Genomic DNA, 22,923 nt, shown 5'->3' with positions numbered 1-22,923 from the left:
ACGGAAGTTTTGATGTGAAGTTTTGTGCGCCCGCGACGGGGGGCTCAGCGGATTGACGCGAGTGTCGCCGGCCGCCAAAGTGCGTTTTTTTCGTTTCCTTCGGACACACCCTCATGATCCCGATGTCCCGCACAGCCCTGGCCTCGGCCACGCTGCTTGTCCTGTCCGTCGCTGCGCAAGCTCAGACCCCGCCGGCCCCCAACGGCGCCGCATCCGCGCCCGCTGGCGCTGCGTCCGCCCCGGGCATGCCCGCGGCCCGCCCGCCGGCCGACCCGACGGCGCCCAAGCCCTTTGCGGAAGTGATCAAGGGCGCCAAGGAGCAGCCCGGCCTGTTCCCCATCTGGCGCAAGGACGAGAAGACCTGGATCGAGATCCCGAAGGAAGCCTTCAACAAGCCCTTCCTGTTCAGCGTCAACGTCGCCAACTCTATTGGCGAGCGCGGCCTGTACGCCAGCCAGATGCTGGGCGACGATCTGGCCGAGTGGCGCCGCGTCGGCAACCAGATCCAGCTGATCGCGCTGAACACCAAGTTCCGCACCGACACCGCCAGCAGCAAGCTGGCCATGGAGCAGTCCTTCTCGCCCAGCCTGATCGCCGGCGCGCCGGCGGCCAGCGCCGAGCACCCGGACCGCAAGTCCGTGCTGGTCGATGCCAGCAACCTGCTGCTGGGCGACATCCCCGGCTACTCGACGCGCCTGGAGGCCGCCTTCCGCCTGCCTTACGCGCCCGATCGCGCCAACTCCTACATCGAGTCGACCCGCGCCGACGCGCAGCTGTCGACGCTGACTTCTCGCGTGCACTTCGCCACGCAGCGCATCCCGGCGCCGCCGCTGACGCCGCTGCCGGTGCCCATGCCCACGCCGCCGCAGGCCACGCCCGACCCGCGCTCGATGTTCTTCAGCTTCGTCTACAACTTCCGCGCGCTGCCGGAGACGCCGGCCGCCGTGCGCCGCGCCGACCCACGCCTGGGTCATTTCATGGAGAGCTACAGCGACCTGGGCAACGACGTGAAGGCCAACCCGCGCGTGCACATGGTGGCGCGCTGGCGCCTGGAGAAGAAGGACCCGAACGCCGCCCTGTCGGAGCCGGTGCAGCCCATCGTCTACTGGATGGACAAGAACATCCCCGCCAAGTACCGCGAGGCGGTCAAGGCCGGCATCGTGGAATGGAACAAGGCGTTCGAGAAGATCGGCTTCAAGGATGCCGTGCAGGCCAAGCAGCAGCCTGACGACGCCGACTGGGACAACATGGACTCGACGCATGCGTCCATCCGCTGGTTCACCGGTTCCGACGTGGGCTTCGCCATCGGCCCGAGCAACAAGGACCCGCGCACCGGCGAGATCCTCGACGCCGACATCGGCATGAGCGACGTCTTCGGCCGCGGCTCGCGCCGCCTGGCGGACGACCTCGCGGCCCACGAAGGCCACGACCACGGCAGCAGCTGGATGGGCGAGCGCAGCCGCGTGGCGCTGTCCGAGCAGCTGTGCACCTACATGGCCGACCAGGCCACCGAGTTCGGCTTCGCGCTGGACCTGCTGGCCCTGCGGGACGGCCTGGACATGGACGGCCCCGAGGCCGAGGCCCTGGCCCAGGCGGTCGTCAAGGACGTCGTCATGCATGAGGTCGGCCACACGCTGGGCCTCAAGCACAACTTCCGCTCGTCCACCACCATCACGCAGGCCCAGCTCCGGGACAAGGCGTTCACCGAGGCGCATGGCATCTCCAACTCGGTGATGGACTACAACGCCTACAACCTGCCGCTCAAGGGCGAGCCCAGGGCCAGCCTGACCAACACGACGCTGGGCGCCTACGACTACTGGGCCATCGAGTACGCCTACAAGCCCATCCCGGCCGAGCAGGAGTCCGCCGAGCTCGGCCGCATTGCCGCCCGTTCGACCGAGCCGCAGCTGGCCTACGGCGACGACTTCGACCAGGGCGTCGGCGGCCCCTACGACGGCTTCGACCCGCGCACCAACCAGCGCGACCTCGGCGACGACCCGCTGGCCTACGCCAGGAAGCGCCTCAAGCTCAGCCAGGAGCTGTGGGAGCGCGTGCAGGCCCGCAAGCCGCAGCCCGGTGAAGACCCGCTGCGCGCCCGCCGCTCGGTGTTCGAGTCGTTCCGGCAGCTGGGCATGACGGCCAACAACGTCAGCAAGTACGTCGGCGGCATGTATGCCGAGCGCGTCGTGCCCGGGGTGACGCCCGCCACCGCCTTCAAGCCCGTCGACGCGGCGCAGCAGCGCGAGGCCCTGCGCTTCATCGCCGGCGGCCTGTTGTCGAGCAACGCGTTCAAGTTCAGTCCCGAGTTCCTGGCGACCCAGACAGTGGACTACAACGAATGGGAGCGCGGCCTGCCGCTGTCCATCCCCGACAGCGTCAGCGCGCTGCAGGGCCGCGTGCTGGACCGCCTGATGTCGCCCAACACCGCCCGCCGCCTGATCGAGCAGAGCAGCTATCTGTCCGACAGCCAGCGCAAGGGCGCCGTCTCGCTCAGCGAGGTCTACGGCACGCTGCAGCAGGCCATCTTCAGCGAGCTCAAGACCGGCGCCGAGATCGACCGCATGCGCCGCAGCCTGCAGCGCGAGTACCTCAAGCGCCTGCAAGCCCAGCTGAACCGCTCGGCCAACGGAGCGACGGTGTACGCCGACGCCTTCTCGATGGCCCGCTACCACGCCAGCCAGCTGGCCAACGACCTGCGCACGGCATCCAGCAAACCGGGGCTGTCGGTCGAAACGCGGGCGCATCTGGCCGAATCGCTGGACCTGCTCAACGGCATGCTGAAGGCGACGATGACGCGCACCTGATCGGGCCGCACCGACGCACAAGGCCGGCCGCCATGCCGGCCTTTTTCGTTGTCACTAGGATGGCCGCCTTCACGAGGAGGCCTCATGCCCGACAGCGCGCACTTCAACCAGTTCGGTGCCAAGCACCTGCCCGGCTATCTCGGCATAGAGGTCACGCGGGTGGAGGGCGGCGAAGTCCATGCCGAACTGCCGGTGCGGCCCGAGCTGATGGCGCCCAACGGCTTCCTGCATGCCGGCAGCATCGTCACGCTGGCCGACACCTGCGCCGGTTACGGCTGCGTGGCCAACCTGCCCGAGGGCGCGGTCGGCTTCACGACCATCGAGCTGAAGTCCAACCACCTCGGCACCGCTCGCGACGGCACCGTCGCCTGCGTGGCCAAGGCTGTGCACCTGGGCCGCACGACCCAGGTCTGGGATGCCGTCGTCACGCACCAGGGCAGCGGCAAGACGCTGGCGCTGTTCCGCTGCACGCAAATGGTCCTGTACGCCAAATAGGCCCCCCCGCGGACGAGGGAGGCGCGCGATGCCCTCCCACGTTCTAGGGCCGGCTGTGCCTGGCGCTGAGGCAGACTGCCGCGTCATTTCGCCCGAGGTCCACCGCCGATGAACGCCCGCCTGCTGCTTGTCCTTCCCTTCACCGCCCTGCTGCTGGCCGGCTGTGGCAAGTCGTCGACCTCGCTGGGCGAAGGCGGCTCGGTCGTCACCGGATCGGCCGGGCCGGCCGGGGCCAACAACGCGAGCAAGGAACTGGTCAAGTGCAGCGCCCCGGTGGCGACACTGGCGCTGGTCGAGAACCCCAACGGCTACAGCTATTCCAGCAGCTACCAGCTGCCCTCCAGCCCCGTGCCGCTGGTGCGCCTGCTGGCCCAGCAGAGCGGGTGCTTCCGCGTCGTCGACCGCGCCGCCGGTCTGAAGGCCACGGTGCGCGAGCAGGAGCTGAAGGACGCCGGCATCCTGCGCCAGCAGGGCAACACGGTGAGCAAGGGCAAGGGCTACGAGGCGCAGTACAGCCTGACCCCCAGCCTCACCTTCAGCGAGCAGGACGCCGGCCGCCAGATCGGCGGCATCCTGCAGGCCATTCCCTACCTGAACAAGCTCGTCGGCGCGGCCGAGCATGTCAAGCTCAAGCAGGCTCAGGCGGCGCTGCTGCTGACCGACAACGAGACCACCGAGCAGATCGCCGCGGCCACCGGCTCGGTGGAGGTGGCGGACATGGGCATCAGCGGCGCGATGCTGGGCAAGCTCGGCGGCGCGGCGGGCGCGGGCTGGAGCAACTCCAACGAAGGCAAGGTCATCGCCGCGGCCTTCATGGACGCCCACAACCAGCTCGTCGCGCAGGTGCGCGAGCTGCAGGCCAAGGAACTGCCGCCGGCGGTGGCCACACGCGGCAAGACCTGAACCCTGCGCTGCGCCAGCGCTATGCTGGCCGCATGTTGTCCGAGACCCGCGCGGCCGAGCGGCCACACAAGATTCCCGAGTCGGTCCTGGTCGTCATCCACACGGCCGACCTGCAGGTGCTGTTGCTGGAGCGGGCCGACCACCCCGGCTACTGGCAGAGCGTCACCGGCTCCAAGGACCACCCTGACGAGCCGCTGGCCGAGACCGCACGGCGCGAGGTGCTGGAGGAAACCGGCTTCGACGTCACTGCCCTGGGCACCGTGCTGCACGACTGGCAGCTCGCCAACGTCTACGACATCTATCCCCACTGGCGGCACCGTTATGCGCCGGGCGTCACACGCAACACCGAACACGTCTTTGGCCTACAACTGCCGTCGGCATTGACGCCGACGCTCGCCCCGCGCGAGCATCTATCGTGGCTCTGGTTGCCCTGGCACGAGGCGGCGGATCGCTGTTTCTCGCCCTCCAATGCCGAGGCGGTCCTGCAGCTGCCGCGGTTCGTCGCCGCCATGACGCCATGAGATCAGTCGCCCGACCCACCCCCCATGCCCCCGGCGATGTGCTGCGGGTCGCCACCTACAACATCCACAAGGGCGTGCGCGGCCTGGGGCCGGCCAAGCGCCTGGAGATCCACAACCTGCAGACGGGCGTCGCGTCGCTGGACGCCGACATCGTCTGCATGCAGGAGGTGCGTCTCTTCCACCACGGGGAAGCGGCCTACTTCGACCACACCTCGTTCGGCTGGCCGGAGAAGGGCCAGGCCGAGTTCCTGGCGCCCGAGGGCTACGAGGTGGCCTACCGCACCAACGCCAAAACGCGCTACGGCGAGCACGGCAACGCGCTGCTGTCCCGCTGGCCCATCGGCGACATCGGCCACCACGACGTCTCCGACCATTCCTTCGAGCAGCGCGGCCTGCTGCACGTGCCCGTGCGCTGGAAGGGCGTGGAAGTGCATGCGGTCGTCGCGCATTTCGGCCTGATCCATTCGAGCCGCGTGCGGCAGGTCGAGCGCCTGGCCGCCTTCGTGCGCGAGCACGTGCCGCCGAATGCGCCCGTGCTCGTCGCAGGCGACTACAACGACTGGGGTGAGCGGCTGGACGTGCCCATGCGCGCCCACGGCCTCAAGCGCGCGGCGCCGTCGACCGGGCGCACGCGCGCGGCGACCTTCCCTTCGCGACTGCCGGTGTTCACGCTGGACCGCGTCTACGTGCGCGGCCTGCGCTGCACCGGCGTGCAGGTGCCCCGGGGGCCCAGCTGGGCGCGCATGTCCGATCACCTGCCACTGGTCGTGGAGCTGGCCCTCGAATGAGGCGCCTGGGGTCGCGGCGGCGGCGGGCGCATCACGCCGCCGACGCCGGCTTCGTCGGCGGCAACGAGGTGGACCTGCTGCGCGGCGGCGACCAGCTCTTTCCCGCGATGCAAGCGGCCATCGCCCAGGCGCGCCGCGAGGTCTGGCTCGCCACCTACATCTTCCACAACGACGCCACCTCCATGGCGCTGGCCGACACCCTGATCGCCGCCGACCGGCGCGGCGTTCGGGTGCGGGTGGTGGTGGACGGCTTCGGGAGCAACCTCAGCGTGGCGGCGTTGCGCAAGCGGTTCGCCGGCAGCGGTGTCGCGTTCGCGGTGTTCCGGCCGATGGACCGCTGGTGGCACTGGTTGCAGCCCGGGCAGTTGCGCCGCCTGCACCAGAAGCTCTGCGTGGTGGACAGTGAGGTCGCCTTCGTCGGCGGCATCAACATCATCGACGACCGCTTCGACATGCGCCACGGCGGCAGCGAACTGCCCCGGCTCGACTTCGCGGTGCAAGTGCGCGGCGGATTGGTCGACACGGTCGCGCAAAGCGTGCGCGCCATCTGGTCGCGTGCCTGGCTCGGGCGCGACTTCGACGACGCGCTGATCGACTACGTGCCCCTGCGCCGCCGCTTCAGCCTGTGGGTCACGCAGCTCTGGCGGGGGCCGCAGCGCCTGCCCGAGCCGCTGGCGCGGCTGCCGCCCGTGTGCGCCGCGTTCGTGTTGCGCGACAACCTACGCCGGCGCCGCACCATCGAGCACGCCTACGCCGACGCCATCCGCGGCGCGCGCCACAGCGTCGACATCATCTGCCCGTACTTCTATCCCGGCCAGCGCATCCGCGAGGCCCTGCGTGCCGCCGCCGACCGCGGCGTGCGTGTGCGCCTGCTGCTGCAAGGCAAGCTCGACTACCGCATCGCGGGCTGGGCCGCCGAGGCCTTGTACGCCGACCTGCTGGCGCACGGCATCGAGATCTACGAATACACCCCGGCCTTCCTGCATGCCAAGGTCGCCGTCATCGACGACCACTGGGCCACGGTCGGCAGCTCCAACATCGATCCGCTGTCGCTGCTGCTCAACCTGGAGGCCAACGTCATCGTGCTGGACCGGCCCTTCGCCAGGGAACTGGCCGCCGAGGTGGAGGCGGCGCTGGCGCAGTCCGAGCGCATCAGCGAACGCCGCACCACCGGGCTGCGCGCTTTGCTGCACCGGGCGGTGATCGCCTGGTTCGCCTATGTGTTCCTGCGCATCGCCGGGGCGGCGGGGCGGTACTGAGTCTTCGCGCTGCCCACCCCTATCCCGCAGGGTGGGCGCCATGCGCGCCCGCGCTCAGACTCCGATGTCATGAAGCAACTTGCCTTGGGGATCGCCGCACTCGCGTTCTGCGCCGCGGCCGCAGCCGACGTCCGTGTCGAACCGGACGACTACCCGTTGAGGGCGGCGCTGACGCATGCTGCGCCGGGCGTGACGCTGTCGCTGGCCATGTTCGACGGCGCGGAGAGGCCGGACTTCGAGATCATCTCGTCCGGCACCTATGGCGGCACGGCGAGCACGGGCTCCCGCGTGTTCGGTGCCGCTTCGGCCTTGGGCGAAGGGCCGCTCTTCAACTACGGCAGCGGCGTCCTGCGGGCCGACTTCGGCGTCACGATCCATGCGGTGGCGATCGACTTCATCGGATGCTGCGATGTCCTCGGCGATCCGCAAACCCAGGGTTTGCTGCGCGCGTTCAGCGGCGCTGGTGAGCTGCTGGCTACGGCCACGACCGCTTTCCTGCCGCGTGGCGTCGTTGCGCGAACGACGGTCGTTTCAGCCAGCACCCCGATCGCCTACGTGCTGGCGTCCACGACCGCTGACGCGAACAACACCTACCTGGACAACTTCGTTGCGTCCGCTGTTCCCGCGCCGCCGGCCGGGTGGCTGTATGCCTCGGGCTTCATGGTCATCGCTGGAACCCTGCAGCGCAGGAGGCGCAACGCGTTGAGATGTGTGCCTAGCCATTGAAGCGCGGTGCGTGCGGAGGCTGCAGCACGCCGGCCTGCACCAGCGCCGCAGCCCGCTCGATGTCGGGCGCCAGGTAGTGGTCCGCCGGGCTGCTGGCGCAGTCGGCGCGCAGTCGTGTGTGCAAGGCCTCGACCGGCGCGGAGCTCTGCAGCGGCCGCAGGAAGTCGATGCCCTGCGCCGCGGCCAGCATCTCGATGGCGATGATGTGCGCGGTGTTGTCCAGCATCGCGTGCAGGCGGCGACCGGCGAAGGTGGCCATGGAGACATGGTCCTCCTGGTTGGCGCTGGTCGGCAGGCTGTCGACGCTGGCCGGGTGGGCCAGGCTCTTGTTCTCGCTGGCCAGCGCGGCCGCGGTCACGTGGGCGATCATGAAGCCGCTGTGCAGGCCGGCGTCGGCAGTCAGGAACGGCGGCAGGCGCGAGATGCCCGGGTCGATCAGCATCGCGATGCGGCGCTCGGCGATGGCGCCGACTTCGGCAATGGCTAGCGCCAGGTTGTCCGCCGCGAACGCCACCGGCTCGGCGTGGAAGTTGCCGCCGCTGATCATCACGTCGTCGAACACCAGCGGGTTGTCGGTCACCGCGTTGGCCTCGCGCACCAGCACCTGGGCCGCATGTCGCGCCTGGTCCAGGCAGGCGCCCATGACCTGCGGCTGGCAGCGCAGGCAATACGGGTCCTGCACGCGCTCATCACCCTCGCGATGGCTGGCGCGGATGGCGCTGCCGGCGAGCAGCTCGCGGTAGACGCCGGCCACCTCCATCTGCCCTGGCTGGCCACGAACGGCGTGAATGCGCGCATCGAAAGGGCCGTCGCTGCCGCGCGCCGCATCCAGCGTCATCGCGCCGCTTGCCAGCGCCGTCGCGAACAGGCCTTCGAAGCGCAGCAGCGCATGCAGCGCCAGTGCCGTGCTGGCCTGCGTGCCGTTGATCAGCGCCAGCCCTTCCTTGGCGGCCAGCGTCAGCGGCTGCAGGCCCAGGCGCGCCAGCTCGTCGCGCGCCGGCACGCGTTGGCCCGCCACCAGGGCTTCGCCTTCGCCCATCAGCGCGAGCGTCAGGTGGGCCAGCGGCGCGAGGTCGCCGCTCGCGCCGACCGAGCCCTGCGCCGGCACATAAGGGATGAAGCCGGCGTTGAAGGCGTCCAGCAATGCCGTGATCACGGCCCGCCGCACGCCCGAGAAGCCACGCGCCAGGCTGCCGGCCTTCGTGGCCAGCATCAGCCGCACCACCTCGGGTGACATCGGCGCGCCCACGCCCACCGAGTGACTGCGGATCAGGTTGAGCTGCAGCTGCGCGAGCTGGTCTTTCGCGATCCGGGTGCTGGCCAGCTTGCCGAAGCCGGTGTTGACGCCGTAGACGGGCGCGTCGCCCGCGGCCGCCGCCGCGACCAGCGCGGCGCTCTGGTCGACCGGCGCCCAGTCGTCGAGCTGCAGTGCGGCGCGGCTGGCTGCGATGTCGGCGAGTTGGGCGAGCGTGAGTTGTCCGGGGATGAGTTTCATAGCGAGGGCAGGTTCAGTTCGTTCTTCTGGGCGCAGGCGACGGCCGATTCATAGCCCGCATCGGCATGGCGCATGACGCCGGTGCCAGGGTCGTTCCACAGCACCCGCTCGATGCGCTTCGCGGCAGCGTCCGTGCCGTCGCAGACGATGACGACACCCGAGTGCTGCGAATAGCCCATGCCGACGCCGCCGCCATGGTGCAGGCTGACCCAGGTCGCGCCGCCGGCGGTGTTGAGCAGCGCGTTCAGCAGCGGCCAGTCGGACACGGCGTCCGAGCCGTCCTTCATGCCCTCGGTCTCGCGGTTGGGGCTGGCGACCGAGCCGCTGTCCAGGTGGTCGCGGCCGATGACTATTGGGGCCTTCAGCTCGCCGGTCCTGACCATTTCGTTGAAGGCCAGGCCGGCGATGTGGCGCTCGCCCAGGCCCAGCCAGCAGATGCGTGCCGGCAGGCCCTGGAAGGCGATGCGCTCGGCGGCCATGTCCAGCCAGCGGTGCAGGGCCTCGTGCCTGGGGAACAGCTCCTTGAGCTTGGCGTCGGTCTTGCGGATGTCCTCGGCGTCGCCCGACAGTGCCACCCAGCGGAACGGGCCCTTGCCCTCACAGAACAGCGGCCTCACGTAGGCGGGCACGAAGCCGGGGAAGTCGAAGGCGTTGGCCACGCCCTGGTCCTTGGCGACCTGGCGGATGTTGTTGCCGTAGTCGACGGTCGGGATGCCGTTCGCCTTGAAGGCCAGCATGGCCTGCACGTGCACGGCACAGCCGGCGGCGGCAGCGGATTTCAGTTCGGCATGGCGCGCCGGCTCGGCGGCCGCAGCCTTCCACTGCTCGACGCTCCAGCCCGGTGGGCAGTAGCCGTGGATGAGGTCGTGGGCGCTGGTCTGGTCGGTGACCAGGTCGGGCTTGACGCCCCGCCTGACCAGCTCCGGCAGCACCTCGGCCGCATTGCCCAGCAGCGCGACGGACACCGCGCGGCCAGCGGCCGTGTGGGCGTGGATGCGGGCCAAGGCGTCGTCCAGGTCGCGTGCCTGCTCGTCCACGTAGCGGGTCTTCAGCCGGAAGTCGATGCGCGACTGCTGGCATTCGATGTTCAGCGAGCAGAAGCCCGCGAAGGTGGCCGCCAGCGGCTGCGCGCCGCCCATGCCGCCCAGGCCGGCCGTCAACACCCACTTGCCCTTGGCCACACCGCCGTAGTGCTGCCGGGCCGCCTCGACGAAGGTCTCGTACGTGCCCTGCACGATGCCCTGGCTGCCGATGTAGATCCAGCTGCCTGCGGTCATCTGGCCGTACATCATCAGGCCCTTGCGGTCCAGTTCGTGGAAGTGCTCCCAGGTCGCCCAGGCCGGCACGAGGTTGGAGTTGGCGAGCAGCACCCGCGGCGCATCGGCATGCGTGCGGAACACGCCCACCGGTTTGCCGGACTGGATCAGCAGCGTCTCGTCGTCCTCCAGTTGTCGCAGCGCCTCGAGGATGGCGTCGAAGGCGTCCCAGTTGCGCGCGGCCTTGCCGATGCCGCCGTAGACGACCAGCGCGTCCGGGTTCTCGGCCACGGCCGGGTCGAGGTTGTTCTGCAGCATGCGGTAGGCCGCCTCGGTCAGCCAGCTCTTGCAGCTGAGCTGCGTGCCGGTGGGGGCCTTCACAGGGCGGGGCAGGGCGGTCATGGCATCTCCTGAAAGTGGGGCGGACTCTAGTTGTCTATACAAGTCAAGTCAACTAGGATGGCCGCATGTCCAGAGCCGCCACCAGTCCAGAACCGCAGTACCTCAAGGTCAAGAACCATCTGCGGGAAGGCATCTCCAGCGGCCACTGGGTGGCTGGCGACCTGCTGCCCAGCGAGGGTGCCCTCGTGACCCAGTTCGAGGTCAGCCGTATGACGGTCAACCGGGCGCTGCGCGAGCTGGTGCAGGAGGGACTGATCGAGCGGGTGCAGGGGGTCGGCAGCTTCGTCGCCCAGCTGCACCGCATCTCGTCGACGCTGAACGTGCGCGACGTGCACGAGGAGATCGTCGAGCGCGGCGGCACGCACGAGGCCCGCGTGCACGCGCTGACCCGCGGGAAGGCCACGCCCCAGCAGGCGGCCGAGCTGGGCCTCAAGCGCGGCGCGCCGGTGTTCCTCAGCCTCATCACGCACCTGGAGAACGGCGTCGTCATCCAGTGCGAGGAGCGCGCCGTCAACCCGGCCTGCGCGCCGGACTATCTGTCGCAGGACTTCACCCGCATCACGCCGACGCATTACCTGCTCGACGTTGCGCCGCTGTCCGAGGCGCGCTACATGATCGAGGCGGCGCTGCCGGGCGAGGTGGAGGCCAAGCTGCTGGGCATCAACCGGCGCGACCCCTGCCTGGTGGTCAAGCGCATCACCTACAGCCGCGGGGTCGCCGTCACCAGCGTCAAGCTGACCCACCCCGGAGTACGTTACCAATTGCAAGGGAGCTTCTCGGCATGAGCTTCGTCGCCTGGAGCTGCGGAGAATGCGCAGCTACCCGGAGCGAGGCGTAAGGACAAGAACATGAGTTGGAGCAGGGTCAGCGCGGCCGACGTCGAGCCGCAGGCCTGGAAGAACCAGGGCGGCACCACCCGCGAGTTGCTCGCCTGGCCGCATGCGCATGATTGGGCATTGCGCATCAGCGTCGCCCGTGTCGAGCGCGACGGGCCCTTCTCGGCCTTCCCCGGCGTGCACCGCTGGCTGGCCGTCATCGGCGGCGCCGGCCTGCGGCTGTTCGACTGGCCGCAAAGCCTGGGCGACGAGCCGCTGCGCTTCGACGGCGGCCTGGCCCCCGCGGCGGAGCTCATCAAGGGCGAGACCGAGGTCTTCAACGTGATGGAGCGGCGCGGCAACCTGGATGTCCAATCGGCCAGCCATGTGTTGCTGCCGCGCACGCCTTGGGTGGGCCTGTTCACCGTCGAAGGCGGCCTGCTGGAACACGGCCACCGCGCCATGCCGCTGGCGCCGCTGACACTGGCCTGGTGCGAGGCGCCGGCCGTGCAGAGCTGCGTCTTCACCGGCCCCGACGTCACCGGCAGCCATGCCTGGTGGCTGACCTGGAGTGGTGAGTGATGCAGTTGTGGCACGGCGGCCGGCTGTGCACGCTGGCCGGCGACAGCGGCTGGGGGCTGATCGACGACGGCGCCTTGCTGGTGGACGGCGACACGCTGCGCTGGGTCGGCCCCGTGGCCGAATTGCCGCCTGAGGCCGCCGCTGCCGAGCTCATCGAGCTGGACGGTGCGCTGGTCACGCCCGGCCTCGTCGACTGCCACACTCACCTTGTCTACGGCGGCAGCCGCGCCCATGAGTTCGAGCAGCGTCTGCATGGCGCCAGCTACGCCGACATCGCCAAGGCGGGCGGTGGCATCCGCTCGACCGTGGCTGCCACGCGCGCGGCCAGCGAGGCCGAGCTGCTGGCCGCGGCCACCAAGCGCGCGCGGGCGCTGATGGCCGAGGGCGTCACGACGCTGGAGGTCAAGTCGGGCTACGGCCTGGACGCCGCGACCGAGGCGCGCATGCTGCGCGTTGCGCGCCAGCTGCAAGGCCTGGGCCTGACGGTGCGCACCACCTACCTCGCCGCCCATGCGCTGCCGCCCGAGTTCGCCGATGCCGACGACTACATCGCCGCCGTCTGCCTGTGGCTGCCCGACCTGTTCGAGCAGGGGCTGGTGGACGCGGTCGACGCCTTCTGCGAGCACATCGCCTTCAGCCCGGCGCAGGTCGCGCGCGTGTTCGACGCGGCCCGGCGCCTGGGCCTGCCCGTCAAGCTGCATGCCGAGCAGCTGAGCGACCAGGGCGGCGCCCAGCTCGCGGCCGCGCACCGCGCGCTGTCCTGCGACCACCTCGAATACCTCAGCCCGGCCGGCGTGCAGGCGCTCGCGCAGGCCGGCACCGTCGCCGTGCTGCTGCCGGGCGCCTTCTATGCGCTGCGCGAGACCCAGCTGCCGCCGATTGCAGCGCTGCGCGAGGCCGGCGTGCCCATCGCCATCGCCACCGACCACAACCCCGGCAGCTCGCCGACGCTGTCGCCGCTGCTGATGCTGAACATGGCCTGCGTGCTGTTCCGGCTGACGCCAGAGGAGGCGCTGCGCGGCCTGACGGTCAACGGCGCGCGGGCGCTGGGCCTGGCGGACCGCGGCCGGCTCGTGGCAGGGCAGCGCGCCGATTTCTGCGTCTGGGATGGCGAACATCCGCGCGAGCTGGCAGCATGCTTCGGTCATAACCCGCTGAAAGAGCGGGTCCAACAAGGCCTCCGGGGAGGAGCATGAGCGTTTTCCAACTGCAGCAGGGCCGCGTGCCGCTGCTGATCAGCCTGCCGCATGTCGGCACCGAGATCCCGCCGGAGATCGGCGAACGCCTGGTGCCGCGTGCGCTGATCAGCGAGGACAGCGACTGGCACCTGGAGCGGCTGTACCGGCCCATCGCCCAGGCGCTCGGTGCCAGCCTCATCGTGCCGCGCTACAGCCGCTACGTCATCGACCTCAACCGGCCGCCCGACGACCAGCCGCTCTACCCCGGCGCCGCGGGCGGCACCGGCCTGGTGCCGACGCGCTTCTTCACCGACGACCCGCTCTACCTGGACGGCGCCGAGCTCGATGCTGCGGCCGTCGCCGCACGCCGCGAGGCCTACTGGCGGCCCTATCACGCGGCGCTGGCGGCGGAGCTTGCGCGCCTGCGCACCGAGCACGGCCATGCGCTGCTGTTCGACGGCCACAGCATCCGCTCCGAGCTGCCCTGGCTGTTCGAGGGCGAGCTGCCGGCGCTGAACCTCGGCACCGCCGACGGCGCGGCCTGCGCGCCTGCCATCACCGAGCGGCTGGCCGCGTTGCTGGCCGGGCAGACGAAGTTCAGCCATGTCGTCGACGGGCGCTTCAAGGGCGGCTACATCACGCGCCACTACGGCCAGCCGGGGCAGGGCGTGCATGCGGTGCAACTGGAGATGTGCCAGCGCTGCTACATGGACGAAGCGCTGGACCCGCGCACCGCCTACGACGAAACCGCGGCCGCCGAGGTGGCACCGCTGATCGAACAGATGTTGACGGAGATGCTCGCATGCAACGGGTGACAGCCCACACGCTCGCCTTGCTCGACGCCTTGCAGGCCGCACCGGGCCAGCCCGGTTCTTCGCCAGCCACACGCCGTCCACTGGACGGTGCGTGCGCGGGATCAGCCCCCCGCGGGGGCGCGCCAGCGCCTTCGGGCGGCCGGGCGGCGCTGCCATGCTGAAGCGACTCCACGCCCCGCTGGCCTGGGTGGACGGCCGCTGGCAGCGCGACGTGCTGCTGACGGTGGATGCGACCGGCCACTGGGCCGAGATCACCGTCAACACGGCACTGCCGCCGGAGGCCGAGAAGCTGGCCGGCCCGCTGATCCCCAGCCTCGTCAACGCGCACAGCCACGCTTTCCAGCGCGCCTTCGTGGGCCTGGCCGAGCGCCGCGACGCCGGGCAGGACGACTTCTGGAGCTGGCGCGATCGCATGTATGCGCTGGCCTTGCGCATCTCGCCGCAGCAGCTGCGCGCGGTGGCCAGCCAGCTGTATGCCGAGCTGCTGCGCGGCGGCTACACGCAGGTCTGCGAGTTCCACTACCTGCACCATGCTGCGGAGGGTCAGGACTTCGACGACGAGCTCGACATGGCCTGGGCGCTGGCCGCGGCGGCCGAGGACGTCGGCATCGGCCTGACGCTGCTGCCGGTGGTCTACACGCGCAGTGGTTTCGGCGCAGACGGCCTGCGCGCCGACCAGCACCGCTTCGCCGCCGACGCGGATTGGGCCTGGCGGGCCTGCCAGCGCGTCATGGCCGCGGGCCTGCCGCGCGTCAATGCCGGCGTGGCGCTGCATTCGCTGCGGGGTGCCTCGGCGGCCGACATCGCGCGGCTGCTGGGCCTGGTCGGCGGTGCGGACCTGCCCATCCACATCCACATCGCCGAACAAACCACCGAGGTGGCCGACTGCCTGCAGGCCACCGGCAAGCGCCCGCTGCAATGGTTGGCCGAGCAGGGTCATCTCGACCCGCGCTGGCAGTTGGTGCATGCCACGCACGCCGAGCCGGCCGAGATCGAGGCCGTGGCTTCGAGCGGCGCCGGCATCGTCATCTGCCCCGGCACCGAGGCCAACCTGGGCGACGGCCTGGCCGACCTGCCACGCTGGCTCGCGGCCGGCGTGCCGCTGACAGTGGGGTCGGACAGCCAGGTCACGCGGGGCTGGGTGGAGGAGCTGCGCTGGCTGGAGTACGGCCAGCGGCTGCTGCGCCGCCAGCGCAACATCGCATCGTTGCCCGGCATGCAGCCGTCCAGCGCGGCGCGCCTGTTCGATGCGGCCGCCACCGGCGGTGCCCGCGCGGCCGGCTTTGCGGCCTGGGGCCTGACGCCCGGCGCCCGCGCCGACGCGCTGGTGCTCAACCGCGAGGCCGACGGCCTGCGCGGCCTGCCCGACGAGGCACTGCTGGACGCGGTCGTCTTCGGCAGCAACGGCTCGCCGTGGCAATCGGTCTGGGTGGCCGGCCGCGCGCGGCCCTGGCGCGCGCCGCAGCGCGTGGGCGACGCCTTCGAGGCGGCGATGCGCGAGCTGTGGCAGCCCGACGGCAGCTGACCGGCCCGCCGGGCGTGGCCGCCTATTCCTCGGCCGGGTGCCGTTCCATCCGGCCGTCGGCATGCCGGGCGAATCGGCTCCCGTCGTCGCCGTGGACCGGCGCCGCATCGGGCCAGGGCCAGCCGCCGAACTCCGTGCGCCGGTAGTCCTCGAACGCCTGTCGCAACTCCTGCTCGGTGTTCATGACGAAGGGGCCGTATTGGGCCACCGGCTCGCCGATCGGGCGGCCTTGCAGCATCAGCAGCTCGGCGGGTTCTGGACCGTTGACCAGCGCGACGGCGGCACCGCCGCGCACCTCGATGGCGGAGCCGGCGGGCACCGCGTGGCCGTCGACCTTGAGCTGTGCGCCAGCGAAGAAATAAAGCTTGCGGCGCGTGGCGTCGCCCGCTGCCGCCGGCAGCACCCATTGCGCGCCGGGCGCCATGCGCAGCGTCCAAATGGCCAGGTCCGATTGCGACCGTGACGCCCAGGAGTCGGGCGGCGGCGCCAGCGGCCTGCCGGCGCCACCTGGCTGAGTGGCGGCGGGCAGGTCACCGGCAATGAGCACCACCTCGGTGGCGTGCCCCGCTTCATCGAAGAAGCGGCGGCGCGGGATGTCCTGCGACCAGAACATCGTGAAGTGCGGTTCGACCATCTTGCTGTCCGCCGGCAGGTTGAGCCAGATCTGGAACAGCTCCAACGGGTTGGGCTGGTCGGTGCGCAGCAGCGGGAACATCTCGGCGTGGACGATGCCCTTGCCGGCCGTCAGCCACTGCACGTCGCCGCCGCCGAAACGCGCGCCGGCGCCGAGCGAGTCGGCGTGGTCGACACGGCCCTGGCGCACGATGGTCACGGTCTCGAAGCCGCGGTGCGGATGGGCCGGGAAGCCGGGCACCTGCTGGCCGTGGTACATGCTCCAGCCGTCCTTTCCCGAGAAGTCAGAGCCCATCTGCCGGCCCGACAGCAGCGACGCATCCGGCCCGTGGCGGCCGTTGCCCGGCGGGTAGGCGTCGTCGTGGTGGACGCAGAACAGGAACGGGTCCAGCGTCTCCCAGGGCATGCCCAGGGGCTGGACGGCGAGGATGGAGGAAGGGCGAGAGTCGTCGGCAGTCATGGGCTTTCCCGGGTTCCATTACGCTTTTGGGGACGCCATGGAAGGAGCTTGAATGAGTCCGCAAGAAGCGCAGATACACCAGCTGGTTGCAGACGCACAGAAGTATCAGTTCGATGTGGCCGAGCTGATGAAACTGCATGTTGACGATGCGGTCATCGTCAACATGGCCGGGCGCAGGCTGTTCGGCAAGCAGGCCTTCGAGGCAGCAATGTCGCAGGCGCTGGCGTCCCCGCTGCAGCATGTCTCCACCGCCACCGTCGTCGATCGGGTGCGCTTCCTCACGCACGACTGCGCCTTGGTGTCCTGCACCAAGACCGTCCACGACCACCGGGCGGTGGGGGACCAGAGCGCCCTGCCGGGCCGTGTCGGCGTGATGACGTATGTTGTCGTGCGGCAAGGCGGCGGCTGGGCCATCGCGTCGGCGCAGACCACGCCCTTGGCGACCTAACCGTCAGACCGAGCCGAGGCTCGCTGCTGGCCGCAGCGCGCCAACCTCGGTGCCGCGCCCATGAAGGGCCGCGGCGACCGCTTCGCGCAGCCGCAACCCGAACGTCGGGACTGCGCAGCCGCCGATGCCGCGTCGCGCCTGCTCGACGTCCGGGCACTGCGGGAAAGAGCGAAGGCAGTTGCACTTCAGGCACTCGTCAATCAAGCGACGCTCTTAGGGAAATGGAGTCCCAATTTTTATGGACAGGTTCGCTTTAGCAGAACAACGGTTGCTTGCGCGGTACATTGTTTAAGAGTGGGGTAAATATTAGAGCCGACCCTGAGCGCAGTCATATCCAATGGCATTATCTGTGGCGCGATGGCGCCCTATAGGGAGAGTTAACATGCTGCCGTTCTTGAAACTTCGCCGTGCGGGCTTGGCGCGGCTCATGCTCGGCTGGGATGGTGAATGGGGTAGGCATACCCGCACCACAAAAGAATCTAGAGCTCGCCACCAGGCCGTTGTTTTGACTTCCATCATATTATTCGGCACGACCCTTTTGGGAATCGTCCCGGAGGCGGCGCTGAAAGTTTGGATAGAATCGAGGTAACCGGAAGCCGGAACAACGATGGCCCATCAAATGGATATCTTGTTGCTGGTGGTCCATCACTTCCGCCGGGCATGGCGGGCGGTGGAGGTCCTGTAAACACCGGGTTTGATCGGCTTGTCAACAAGAATGTCACTAAGGGGGGCGGCAATGGCAAGGCCGCGCCGGCGCGTTGTAGCTCAACGGAGGGGGCTGGCAGTCCCAATCCGACCGAAAGTAACCCTGTAATTCTAGCAACGGGAAGAAAAACTTGGCAGCAAACTGACTTCGTCCACAATTCACCGCTTCCACTTGCGAATCTGAGGCGATATCAGTCAGATCGTGCTGTCGGCGCCATGTTCGGATCAGGATGGCAGTCGGGGTACGAGTTCAACGTTAGCGGGTATTGGTCTTGTAATCAGACCTGCGCAGCGTCATACCTGACTGTTGATTTGCCGGATGGGTCATCATACACGCTGAACTATATTACGCCGCCATGGCCGCTAAACCAGTATTCTACGATGTTGGCTTACGTGCCGCCCAGTGCCATGGCCGAGGCGGCAACATGGAACACATCGAACTTTTATCCCAACGCCCTTAAAAAGAAGATCTCGATACTTCTCTGGCCTTCGCAGCGAAAGATGGAGGTGCGACTTAATGGTCGCATTTACACATTGACGTCTCGGGCCGGAAGTGATACAGAATATAAGCTGGATACCATCTCCAGTCGTGGAGTGGTTGCTTATACATACAATAGGGATGCAGCAAGGCGGCTGCAGTCCATTACAAATGCATTTGGTGCCACCGTCCAGTTTGGTTGGTCATCTGACGGTTCCCGAGTTACGAGCGTCACTGCGCCAAGTGGCTTGGTCTGGAACTACTCTTACAACAACGGCGTTCTCGCGGCTGTGACGCCGCCGCAGCCCTCGGCTGGAATCTATACATATTTCTATGAAAATTCTACAAATGCCGCTTGGTTGACCGGATATGCGATCGACGGTGTGCGCGCGACTCGGTATATCTATGACGCCCAAGGAAGGGTCGTCAACAGTGCCGCTTTAGATGGAACATTTTCGGATAATTTTTCGTACTCTGATAATGCGACCGTGCAGACGGACGTGCGCGGACAAGTTTCTACACATAATTTCTCTGTAGTGAACGGTCACAAACAGTGGGTTAGCACAAACACCGCGGGTACGCCAAGCCTGCTGCCGTCGCGATGCAGGTTTACGATTCAAACGGTTATGTAAAGGAGGCTTTTGGCAGAAACGGCGAAAAAACGGCTTTTACATTCGATAATGACGGTTTCCTGTTAAGCAAGACGATTGCAGCAGGCACGGCGTTGTCGCAAACTGAAGCTTACACTTATGCCGTCACAGATAATGGTTTTTCTTTGGATATCGCAAGTCTGAAGATTACGGATGCGAGCGGTGCTGGCGTCTTGCAATATAACTACAGCTATACTGACTCTGCGGTGGGACGGCTTCCAGTCATGGTTTCTGTTGTTGACCTGAAGAGCGGCGCGCCAACCAGAACGACCAGTTACAGCTACACATATTACAGCGCGGGCATTCCGAAGACAAAAACTGTCAGCGAACCGCTACCGGGTGGAACCGCCACTTCCCTTTATACCTATGATAGTTCGGGTAATCTGATGAGTTATCAGAATCCCGCCGGAGAGACGATAAGTTACGCTGCGTATAACGGGCTTGGTTTTCCGGAAAGCGTCACCGACGCAAACGGGTGGACAACTAGCCTTTCATACGATGCGAGGGGGAATCAAATCGGCAGCAGCGCTCCCGGTTCGGCAACGATAACGGCCAGTTATGGTGGGGACGGCCAGCTGACGCAGGCTAGTCGTTCTGACGGGTGGTCCGCCACGCATTCGCTTTCATCTTCCGGACGACCGACCGCCAGCACCAATGCGCTAGGGGAAACCGTTTGGTTTGACTTCAATGCGACAACCAACGAGAAAGTTACCCGCACAACCCGAAATATTCCGGCCTTTAGTGGAGGCGCAGTTGTGGCGACGCCGAGTGGCGAATTTTCTGAACGCGTGACGCTAGACAAGGTACTGGGACTTCCATCCAAGGTTTGGGGAAATTCTGGGCAGTTCAAGATTGTCCAGTTTGACGCCAGCGGTAATGTAAAAACGATCACTGATGCGGCGAACCGCACCATCACAAATGCCTTTGATGCGCTTAATCACTTGACCTCGCAAACCCAAGCAGACGGGAGCAAGACGACTTACACATATGGTCCGGACGGTTTCCTTGACAGCGTGATCGATGCCCGTGGTCTGAAGACCTCCTACGCGTACAACGGCTTTGGTCAGGTCACAACGCGAACGAGCCCCGACACTGGCGTGACGGCCTACAGGTATGACGTGGCGGGCCGCGTCAATGGGGAGAGCCGCGCGAACGGCAAAAACATCAGCTACGGCTGGGATGCCGCAAGTCGGATGACGTCGAGAAGCTCCGGCGGTGTGACGGAGGCCCTGAACTACGGCCAGAGCGCCAACGGCGCAGGGCGCTTGACAGGCATGAGCGGCCCGTCGGGCGCTGTGACTTATGGCTATGCAGCAACAGGGCGGCTGCAGGCCTTGACGGTCGCGGCACAAGGCCAGTCTCTCACCGTCGGATGGTCCTATGACGCGCTGGGGCGGCTTGCAGGACTGACTTATCCCGATGGGCAGACGCTGTCCGTTCAGTATGACGGCTACGGTCGCGTGTCGCTCCTACGGGGCAATGCGGGCGGTGGCTCGCTGACCTTGGCAGACAACTTGCTGTATCAGCCCGCCACAGAGCGGTTGTACGCATGGCGGTTTGGTAATGGACTGCCTCGCATGGAGACCCGTGATGCCGATGGACGTGTCACCCGCCTGCAAAGCGACGCGGCGCACGACCTGAGCTTTCAGTACACCCCCAACCTGGACACCGTGACCTCTATCAGCGACAACGTGTATGGCAGCCAGAACTCGTCGTCGTTTGGCTACGACGTTGTTGACCGCTTGATTACAACCACTCGCCCCAGCGCGGACCAAGCCTTTGGCCTTGATGCGGTGGCCAATCGCACCAGCCACACGCTGGTCGGAGTCAGCTACAGCTATGACGTAGATCCAGCGAGCAACCGGCTCAGGGGCGCCAGCGGCGCTGGTACCTCGCGCAGCTTCAGCTACGACGCTGCGGGCAACCTGACGCAGGACGTGAACGGCGCCATCACCCAAGCGCTCACCTATGACGCGTTCGATCGGTTGAGCCAAGTCACCCGCAATGGCAGCGTGGTGGCCACCTACGGCTACAACGCCGCCAACCAGCGGCTCTGGAAGAGCACCATGGCTGGCGTAACCGTTTATGCCAACGCACCGAGTGGTGAACTACTGTACGAGCGCGGGCCGCAGGGCAGCACCGCCTACATATGGCTGGGCGGCCAGTTGCTGGGAATCATGCGTGGAGGTGCCTTCTACGCCAGCCATAACGATCACCTGGGGCGGCCCGAAGTGCTGACCAATGCGGCCTCGCAAGTCGTATGGCGGGCATCCAACCATGCCTTCGGACGGTCGGTGACCACCGACACGGTCGGAGGACTTAACGTAGGATTCCCAGGGCAGTATTGGGACGCGGAGAGTGGGCTTTGGTACAACTGGAACCGGTATTACGATCCGACGATTGGGAGGTATACCCAATCTGACCCCATTGGATTGGCAGGCGGCATCAACACTTACGCATATGTGGGCGGGGACCCGATTGGAAACTTTGATAGTGATGGTCTTCAAAAGCAACCCAGAGTCGGAGGTCCTGCGCAACAATTAATGCTTAGGCAGCAGTTGATGCGGCAGGAACTGATTTTTCTTAGAAACTATCAACGTCAGCTCGAATTTGAGTCCCAGATGAATCGAGGCTACGAACGTCTGATGGAGAAATATGAGGCCCAAGCTGACACTGTCGCTACATTAACTGGATCTTCGTCTTTGTTTAGACATCCAAGCGTGCCCAATGCCTGGGAAGATCTTGTTAATCCGCGAAGAACTGAATTGTGGGTGCCTGATACACCTAAAATGTGCCCAAAATGACTAAGCACCGTAAACGGCTTTTGGTGGTATTGTGCTTTCTAATGTATCTTGGAATGATGTTTTGGTATATGGTTGGCGGCGATGGGCCAAAGACCCATGAGGAAGCGTGCGCCCGCCAATGTGCGCCTTTAAGCGGGGCCATTGAAAGCAGTGGACCGGATCATGGGCCATCTTGGAGGCCCGCGCGGAGAAACCAGAAATGCGTTTGCAGATCTGGCGGAGTCAGTTAGATTCTCGTGAGTTTTCTGCTTTGCTATCTGCTGAATTAATTGAGCGATACTTATACCACTTGGGATGAGGTGATATTTTTCCGCAGTGCAGGCATTGCGTTTCTTGCCAGTGCTTGGCGCAACCTGGGCAGATGCCATGTGTCCAAAATGTGTTCCATAGTGCTCCGCATTCGGGGTCGCATTCCCACCTATCCAAATGGTCCGGTCGCCAATTGCAGTCGGGGCAAGCTATTCCTTCGATTTCATTCATTAGAATCTCCGTCTTAATGCGCACCAAGAAGTAGGGATAGCAAGAAGGTCGCCGACCTTTCAGCTCGTGTCAAGACCCGCCTGTTTGTATACAGCGCGCTTGAATAAGTGGGCGTGGGAGACCTGCCAAGCCTGAAGGGTCTGCACGGGTGAGCGGTGGTCGAGCGAGCGTTGCGGGATGTGGTGGTTGTAGGCCTTTCAGTACGCGGTGAGCATCGCTTCCAGCCCGGTAGGTTGGGGTGAGCGCAGCGAACCCCAACGCTCCATGCCCCACACAAATTCCTCATCGCTGACCAGACGGTCACCTCAGCCCGGTAGGTTGGGGTCATTGACCCCAACGCCAATCCTGTCGAGTCCCAGCGAGCACTGCAAGAAATGACCACGACGTTCACCCGCGGCATCGCTTCGAAGTCGCCCAGGACGTGCTGGGCGCGCTGCTCGCCCACTGGTCCGAAGCGGCGGCCCAGGGGCTAGATGCTGCAAACCCCGATCCCGGCTGCCTTTGCCGAGATCAAGGCCAAGCAGCGCAAGTTGCGAACCTTTCGCCACGACCTGGGACCCCACTGCCTGCGGTAAACGTCGCCAGCCCAAGGCATGCCCAGGGGCTGAATGGTGACGATGGAAGAAGAGAATGGGTCGTTGAGGGTCATGGTGCTTCCGAGTTGCCGAGCCGATGAGACCCGTGTCGCCAGCATCGTCGCG

Annotated in this window: 19 protein-coding genes and 1 pseudogene; 16 read left to right on the top strand and 4 right to left on the bottom strand. The window is 66.8% G+C overall.

Annotated elements, in window-relative coordinates:
• Positions 1–122 precede the first annotated feature (122 nt).
• The 7 genes from ASD35_RS07035 (at position 123) to ASD35_RS07005 (ending at position 7,496) form a co-directional block, all read left to right on the top strand.
• Positions 123–2,804: a zinc-dependent metalloprotease gene (locus ASD35_RS07035; protein WP_056874625.1), complete on the top strand. Its 2,682-nt coding sequence runs from the start codon at positions 123–125 to the stop codon at positions 2,802–2,804.
• A gap of 84 nt (positions 2,805–2,888) precedes the next feature.
• Entirely contained in the window at positions 2,889–3,299 is a 411-nt protein-coding gene (locus ASD35_RS07030) for a PaaI family thioesterase (protein ID WP_056874156.1), read from the top strand.
• 108 nt (positions 3,300–3,407) lie between these two features.
• Positions 3,408–4,202: a CsgG/HfaB family protein gene (locus tag ASD35_RS07025; protein ID WP_056874155.1), complete on the top strand. Its 795-nt coding sequence runs from the start codon at positions 3,408–3,410 to the stop codon at positions 4,200–4,202.
• Positions 4,203–4,234: 32 nt separating this feature from the next.
• Positions 4,235–4,723 (top strand): dihydroneopterin triphosphate diphosphatase, encoded by a 489-nt coding sequence (gene nudB, locus ASD35_RS07020; protein ID WP_056874154.1) that lies wholly within the window; start codon positions 4,235–4,237, stop codon positions 4,721–4,723.
• On the top strand, positions 4,720–5,511 hold the full coding sequence (locus tag ASD35_RS07015; protein WP_056874153.1) for an endonuclease/exonuclease/phosphatase family protein: 792 nt from the start codon (positions 4,720–4,722) through the stop codon (positions 5,509–5,511). The genes nudB and ASD35_RS07015 overlap by 4 nt, the downstream gene beginning before the upstream one ends.
• The gene (gene clsB, locus ASD35_RS07010; protein ID WP_056874152.1) at positions 5,508–6,770 is read left to right on the top strand and encodes a cardiolipin synthase ClsB; all 1,263 of its coding nucleotides are present in this window, start codon (positions 5,508–5,510) and stop codon (positions 6,768–6,770) included. Before ASD35_RS07015 ends, clsB begins: the two co-directional genes overlap by 4 nt.
• Before the next feature lie 69 nt (positions 6,771–6,839).
• The gene (locus tag ASD35_RS07005) at positions 6,840–7,496 is read left to right on the top strand and encodes a hypothetical protein (RefSeq protein WP_056874151.1); all 657 of its coding nucleotides are present in this window, start codon (positions 6,840–6,842) and stop codon (positions 7,494–7,496) included.
• Here ASD35_RS07005 and hutH read toward each other — a convergent pair.
• Entirely contained in the window at positions 7,486–8,991 is a 1,506-nt protein-coding gene (gene hutH, locus ASD35_RS07000) for a histidine ammonia-lyase (protein ID WP_056874150.1), read from the bottom strand. The genes ASD35_RS07005 and hutH overlap by 11 nt on opposite strands.
• Positions 8,988–10,649 (bottom strand): urocanate hydratase, encoded by a 1,662-nt coding sequence (gene hutU, locus ASD35_RS06995; protein WP_056874149.1) that lies wholly within the window; start codon positions 10,647–10,649, stop codon positions 8,988–8,990. Before hutU ends, hutH begins: the two co-directional genes overlap by 4 nt.
• 65 nt (positions 10,650–10,714) lie before the next feature.
• Between hutU and hutC the strand changes: the two genes are divergently transcribed.
• The 5 genes from hutC (at position 10,715) to hutF (ending at position 15,564) form a co-directional block, all read left to right on the top strand.
• Positions 10,715–11,434: a histidine utilization repressor gene (hutC, locus tag ASD35_RS06990; protein ID WP_056874148.1), complete on the top strand. Its 720-nt coding sequence runs from the start codon at positions 10,715–10,717 to the stop codon at positions 11,432–11,434.
• Between the two features lie 63 nt (positions 11,435–11,497).
• Entirely contained in the window at positions 11,498–12,046 is a 549-nt protein-coding gene (locus tag ASD35_RS06985) for a HutD family protein (protein WP_056874147.1), read from the top strand.
• On the top strand, positions 12,046–13,242 hold the full coding sequence (gene hutI, locus ASD35_RS06980) for an imidazolonepropionase (RefSeq protein WP_056874146.1): 1,197 nt from the start codon (positions 12,046–12,048) through the stop codon (positions 13,240–13,242). The genes ASD35_RS06985 and hutI overlap by 1 nt, the downstream gene beginning before the upstream one ends.
• Positions 13,239–14,039 (top strand): N-formylglutamate deformylase, encoded by an 801-nt coding sequence (gene hutG / locus ASD35_RS06975; protein WP_056874145.1) that lies wholly within the window; start codon positions 13,239–13,241, stop codon positions 14,037–14,039. The genes hutI and hutG overlap by 4 nt, the downstream gene beginning before the upstream one ends.
• 154 nt (positions 14,040–14,193) lie before the next feature.
• Positions 14,194–15,564, top strand: a complete 1,371-nt coding sequence (gene hutF, locus ASD35_RS06970) for a formimidoylglutamate deiminase (protein ID WP_056874144.1) — start codon at positions 14,194–14,196, stop codon at positions 15,562–15,564.
• 22 nt (positions 15,565–15,586) lie between these two features.
• Here hutF and ASD35_RS06965 read toward each other — a convergent pair whose 3' ends face one another.
• Complete coding sequence (locus tag ASD35_RS06965) at positions 15,587–16,657, bottom strand: pirin family protein (RefSeq protein ID WP_056874143.1); 1,071 nt, start codon at positions 16,655–16,657, stop codon at positions 15,587–15,589.
• Positions 16,658–16,709: 52 nt separating this feature from the next.
• Between ASD35_RS06965 and ASD35_RS06960 the strand changes: the two genes are divergently transcribed.
• The gene (locus tag ASD35_RS06960; RefSeq protein ID WP_056874142.1) at positions 16,710–17,105 is read left to right on the top strand and encodes an SgcJ/EcaC family oxidoreductase; all 396 of its coding nucleotides are present in this window, start codon (positions 16,710–16,712) and stop codon (positions 17,103–17,105) included.
• A gap of 3 nt (positions 17,106–17,108) precedes the next feature.
• Here ASD35_RS06960 and ASD35_RS06955 read toward each other — a convergent pair whose 3' ends face one another.
• Positions 17,109–17,309 (bottom strand): hypothetical protein, encoded by a 201-nt coding sequence (locus ASD35_RS06955; protein WP_056874141.1) that lies wholly within the window; start codon positions 17,307–17,309, stop codon positions 17,109–17,111.
• Positions 17,310–17,765: 456 nt separating this feature from the next.
• Here ASD35_RS06955 and ASD35_RS28500 point away from each other — a divergent pair.
• The 3 genes and pseudogenes from ASD35_RS28500 to ASD35_RS26490 form a co-directional block, all read left to right on the top strand.
• Positions 17,766–18,056: pseudogene (locus ASD35_RS28500) on the top strand (DUF6531 domain-containing protein); the annotation flags it as partial.
• Between the two features lie 135 nt (positions 18,057–18,191).
• A complete protein-coding gene (locus ASD35_RS27040; RefSeq protein ID WP_157275415.1) occupies positions 18,192–18,920 on the top strand; it encodes a hypothetical protein in 729 nt (242 codons plus the stop codon).
• On the top strand, positions 18,890–21,742 hold the full coding sequence (locus ASD35_RS26490; RefSeq protein WP_082579964.1) for an RHS repeat-associated core domain-containing protein: 2,853 nt from the start codon (positions 18,890–18,892) through the stop codon (positions 21,740–21,742). Before ASD35_RS27040 ends, ASD35_RS26490 begins: the two co-directional genes overlap by 31 nt.
• Positions 21,743–22,923 lie beyond the last annotated feature (1,181 nt).

Source organism: Pelomonas sp. Root1444 (assembly GCF_001426885.1).
Classification (GTDB): domain Bacteria; phylum Pseudomonadota; class Gammaproteobacteria; order Burkholderiales; family Burkholderiaceae_C; genus Pelomonas.
Note: the sequence above shows the minus strand (reverse complement) of the source record. Positions and strands in the feature narration are given on the sequence as shown.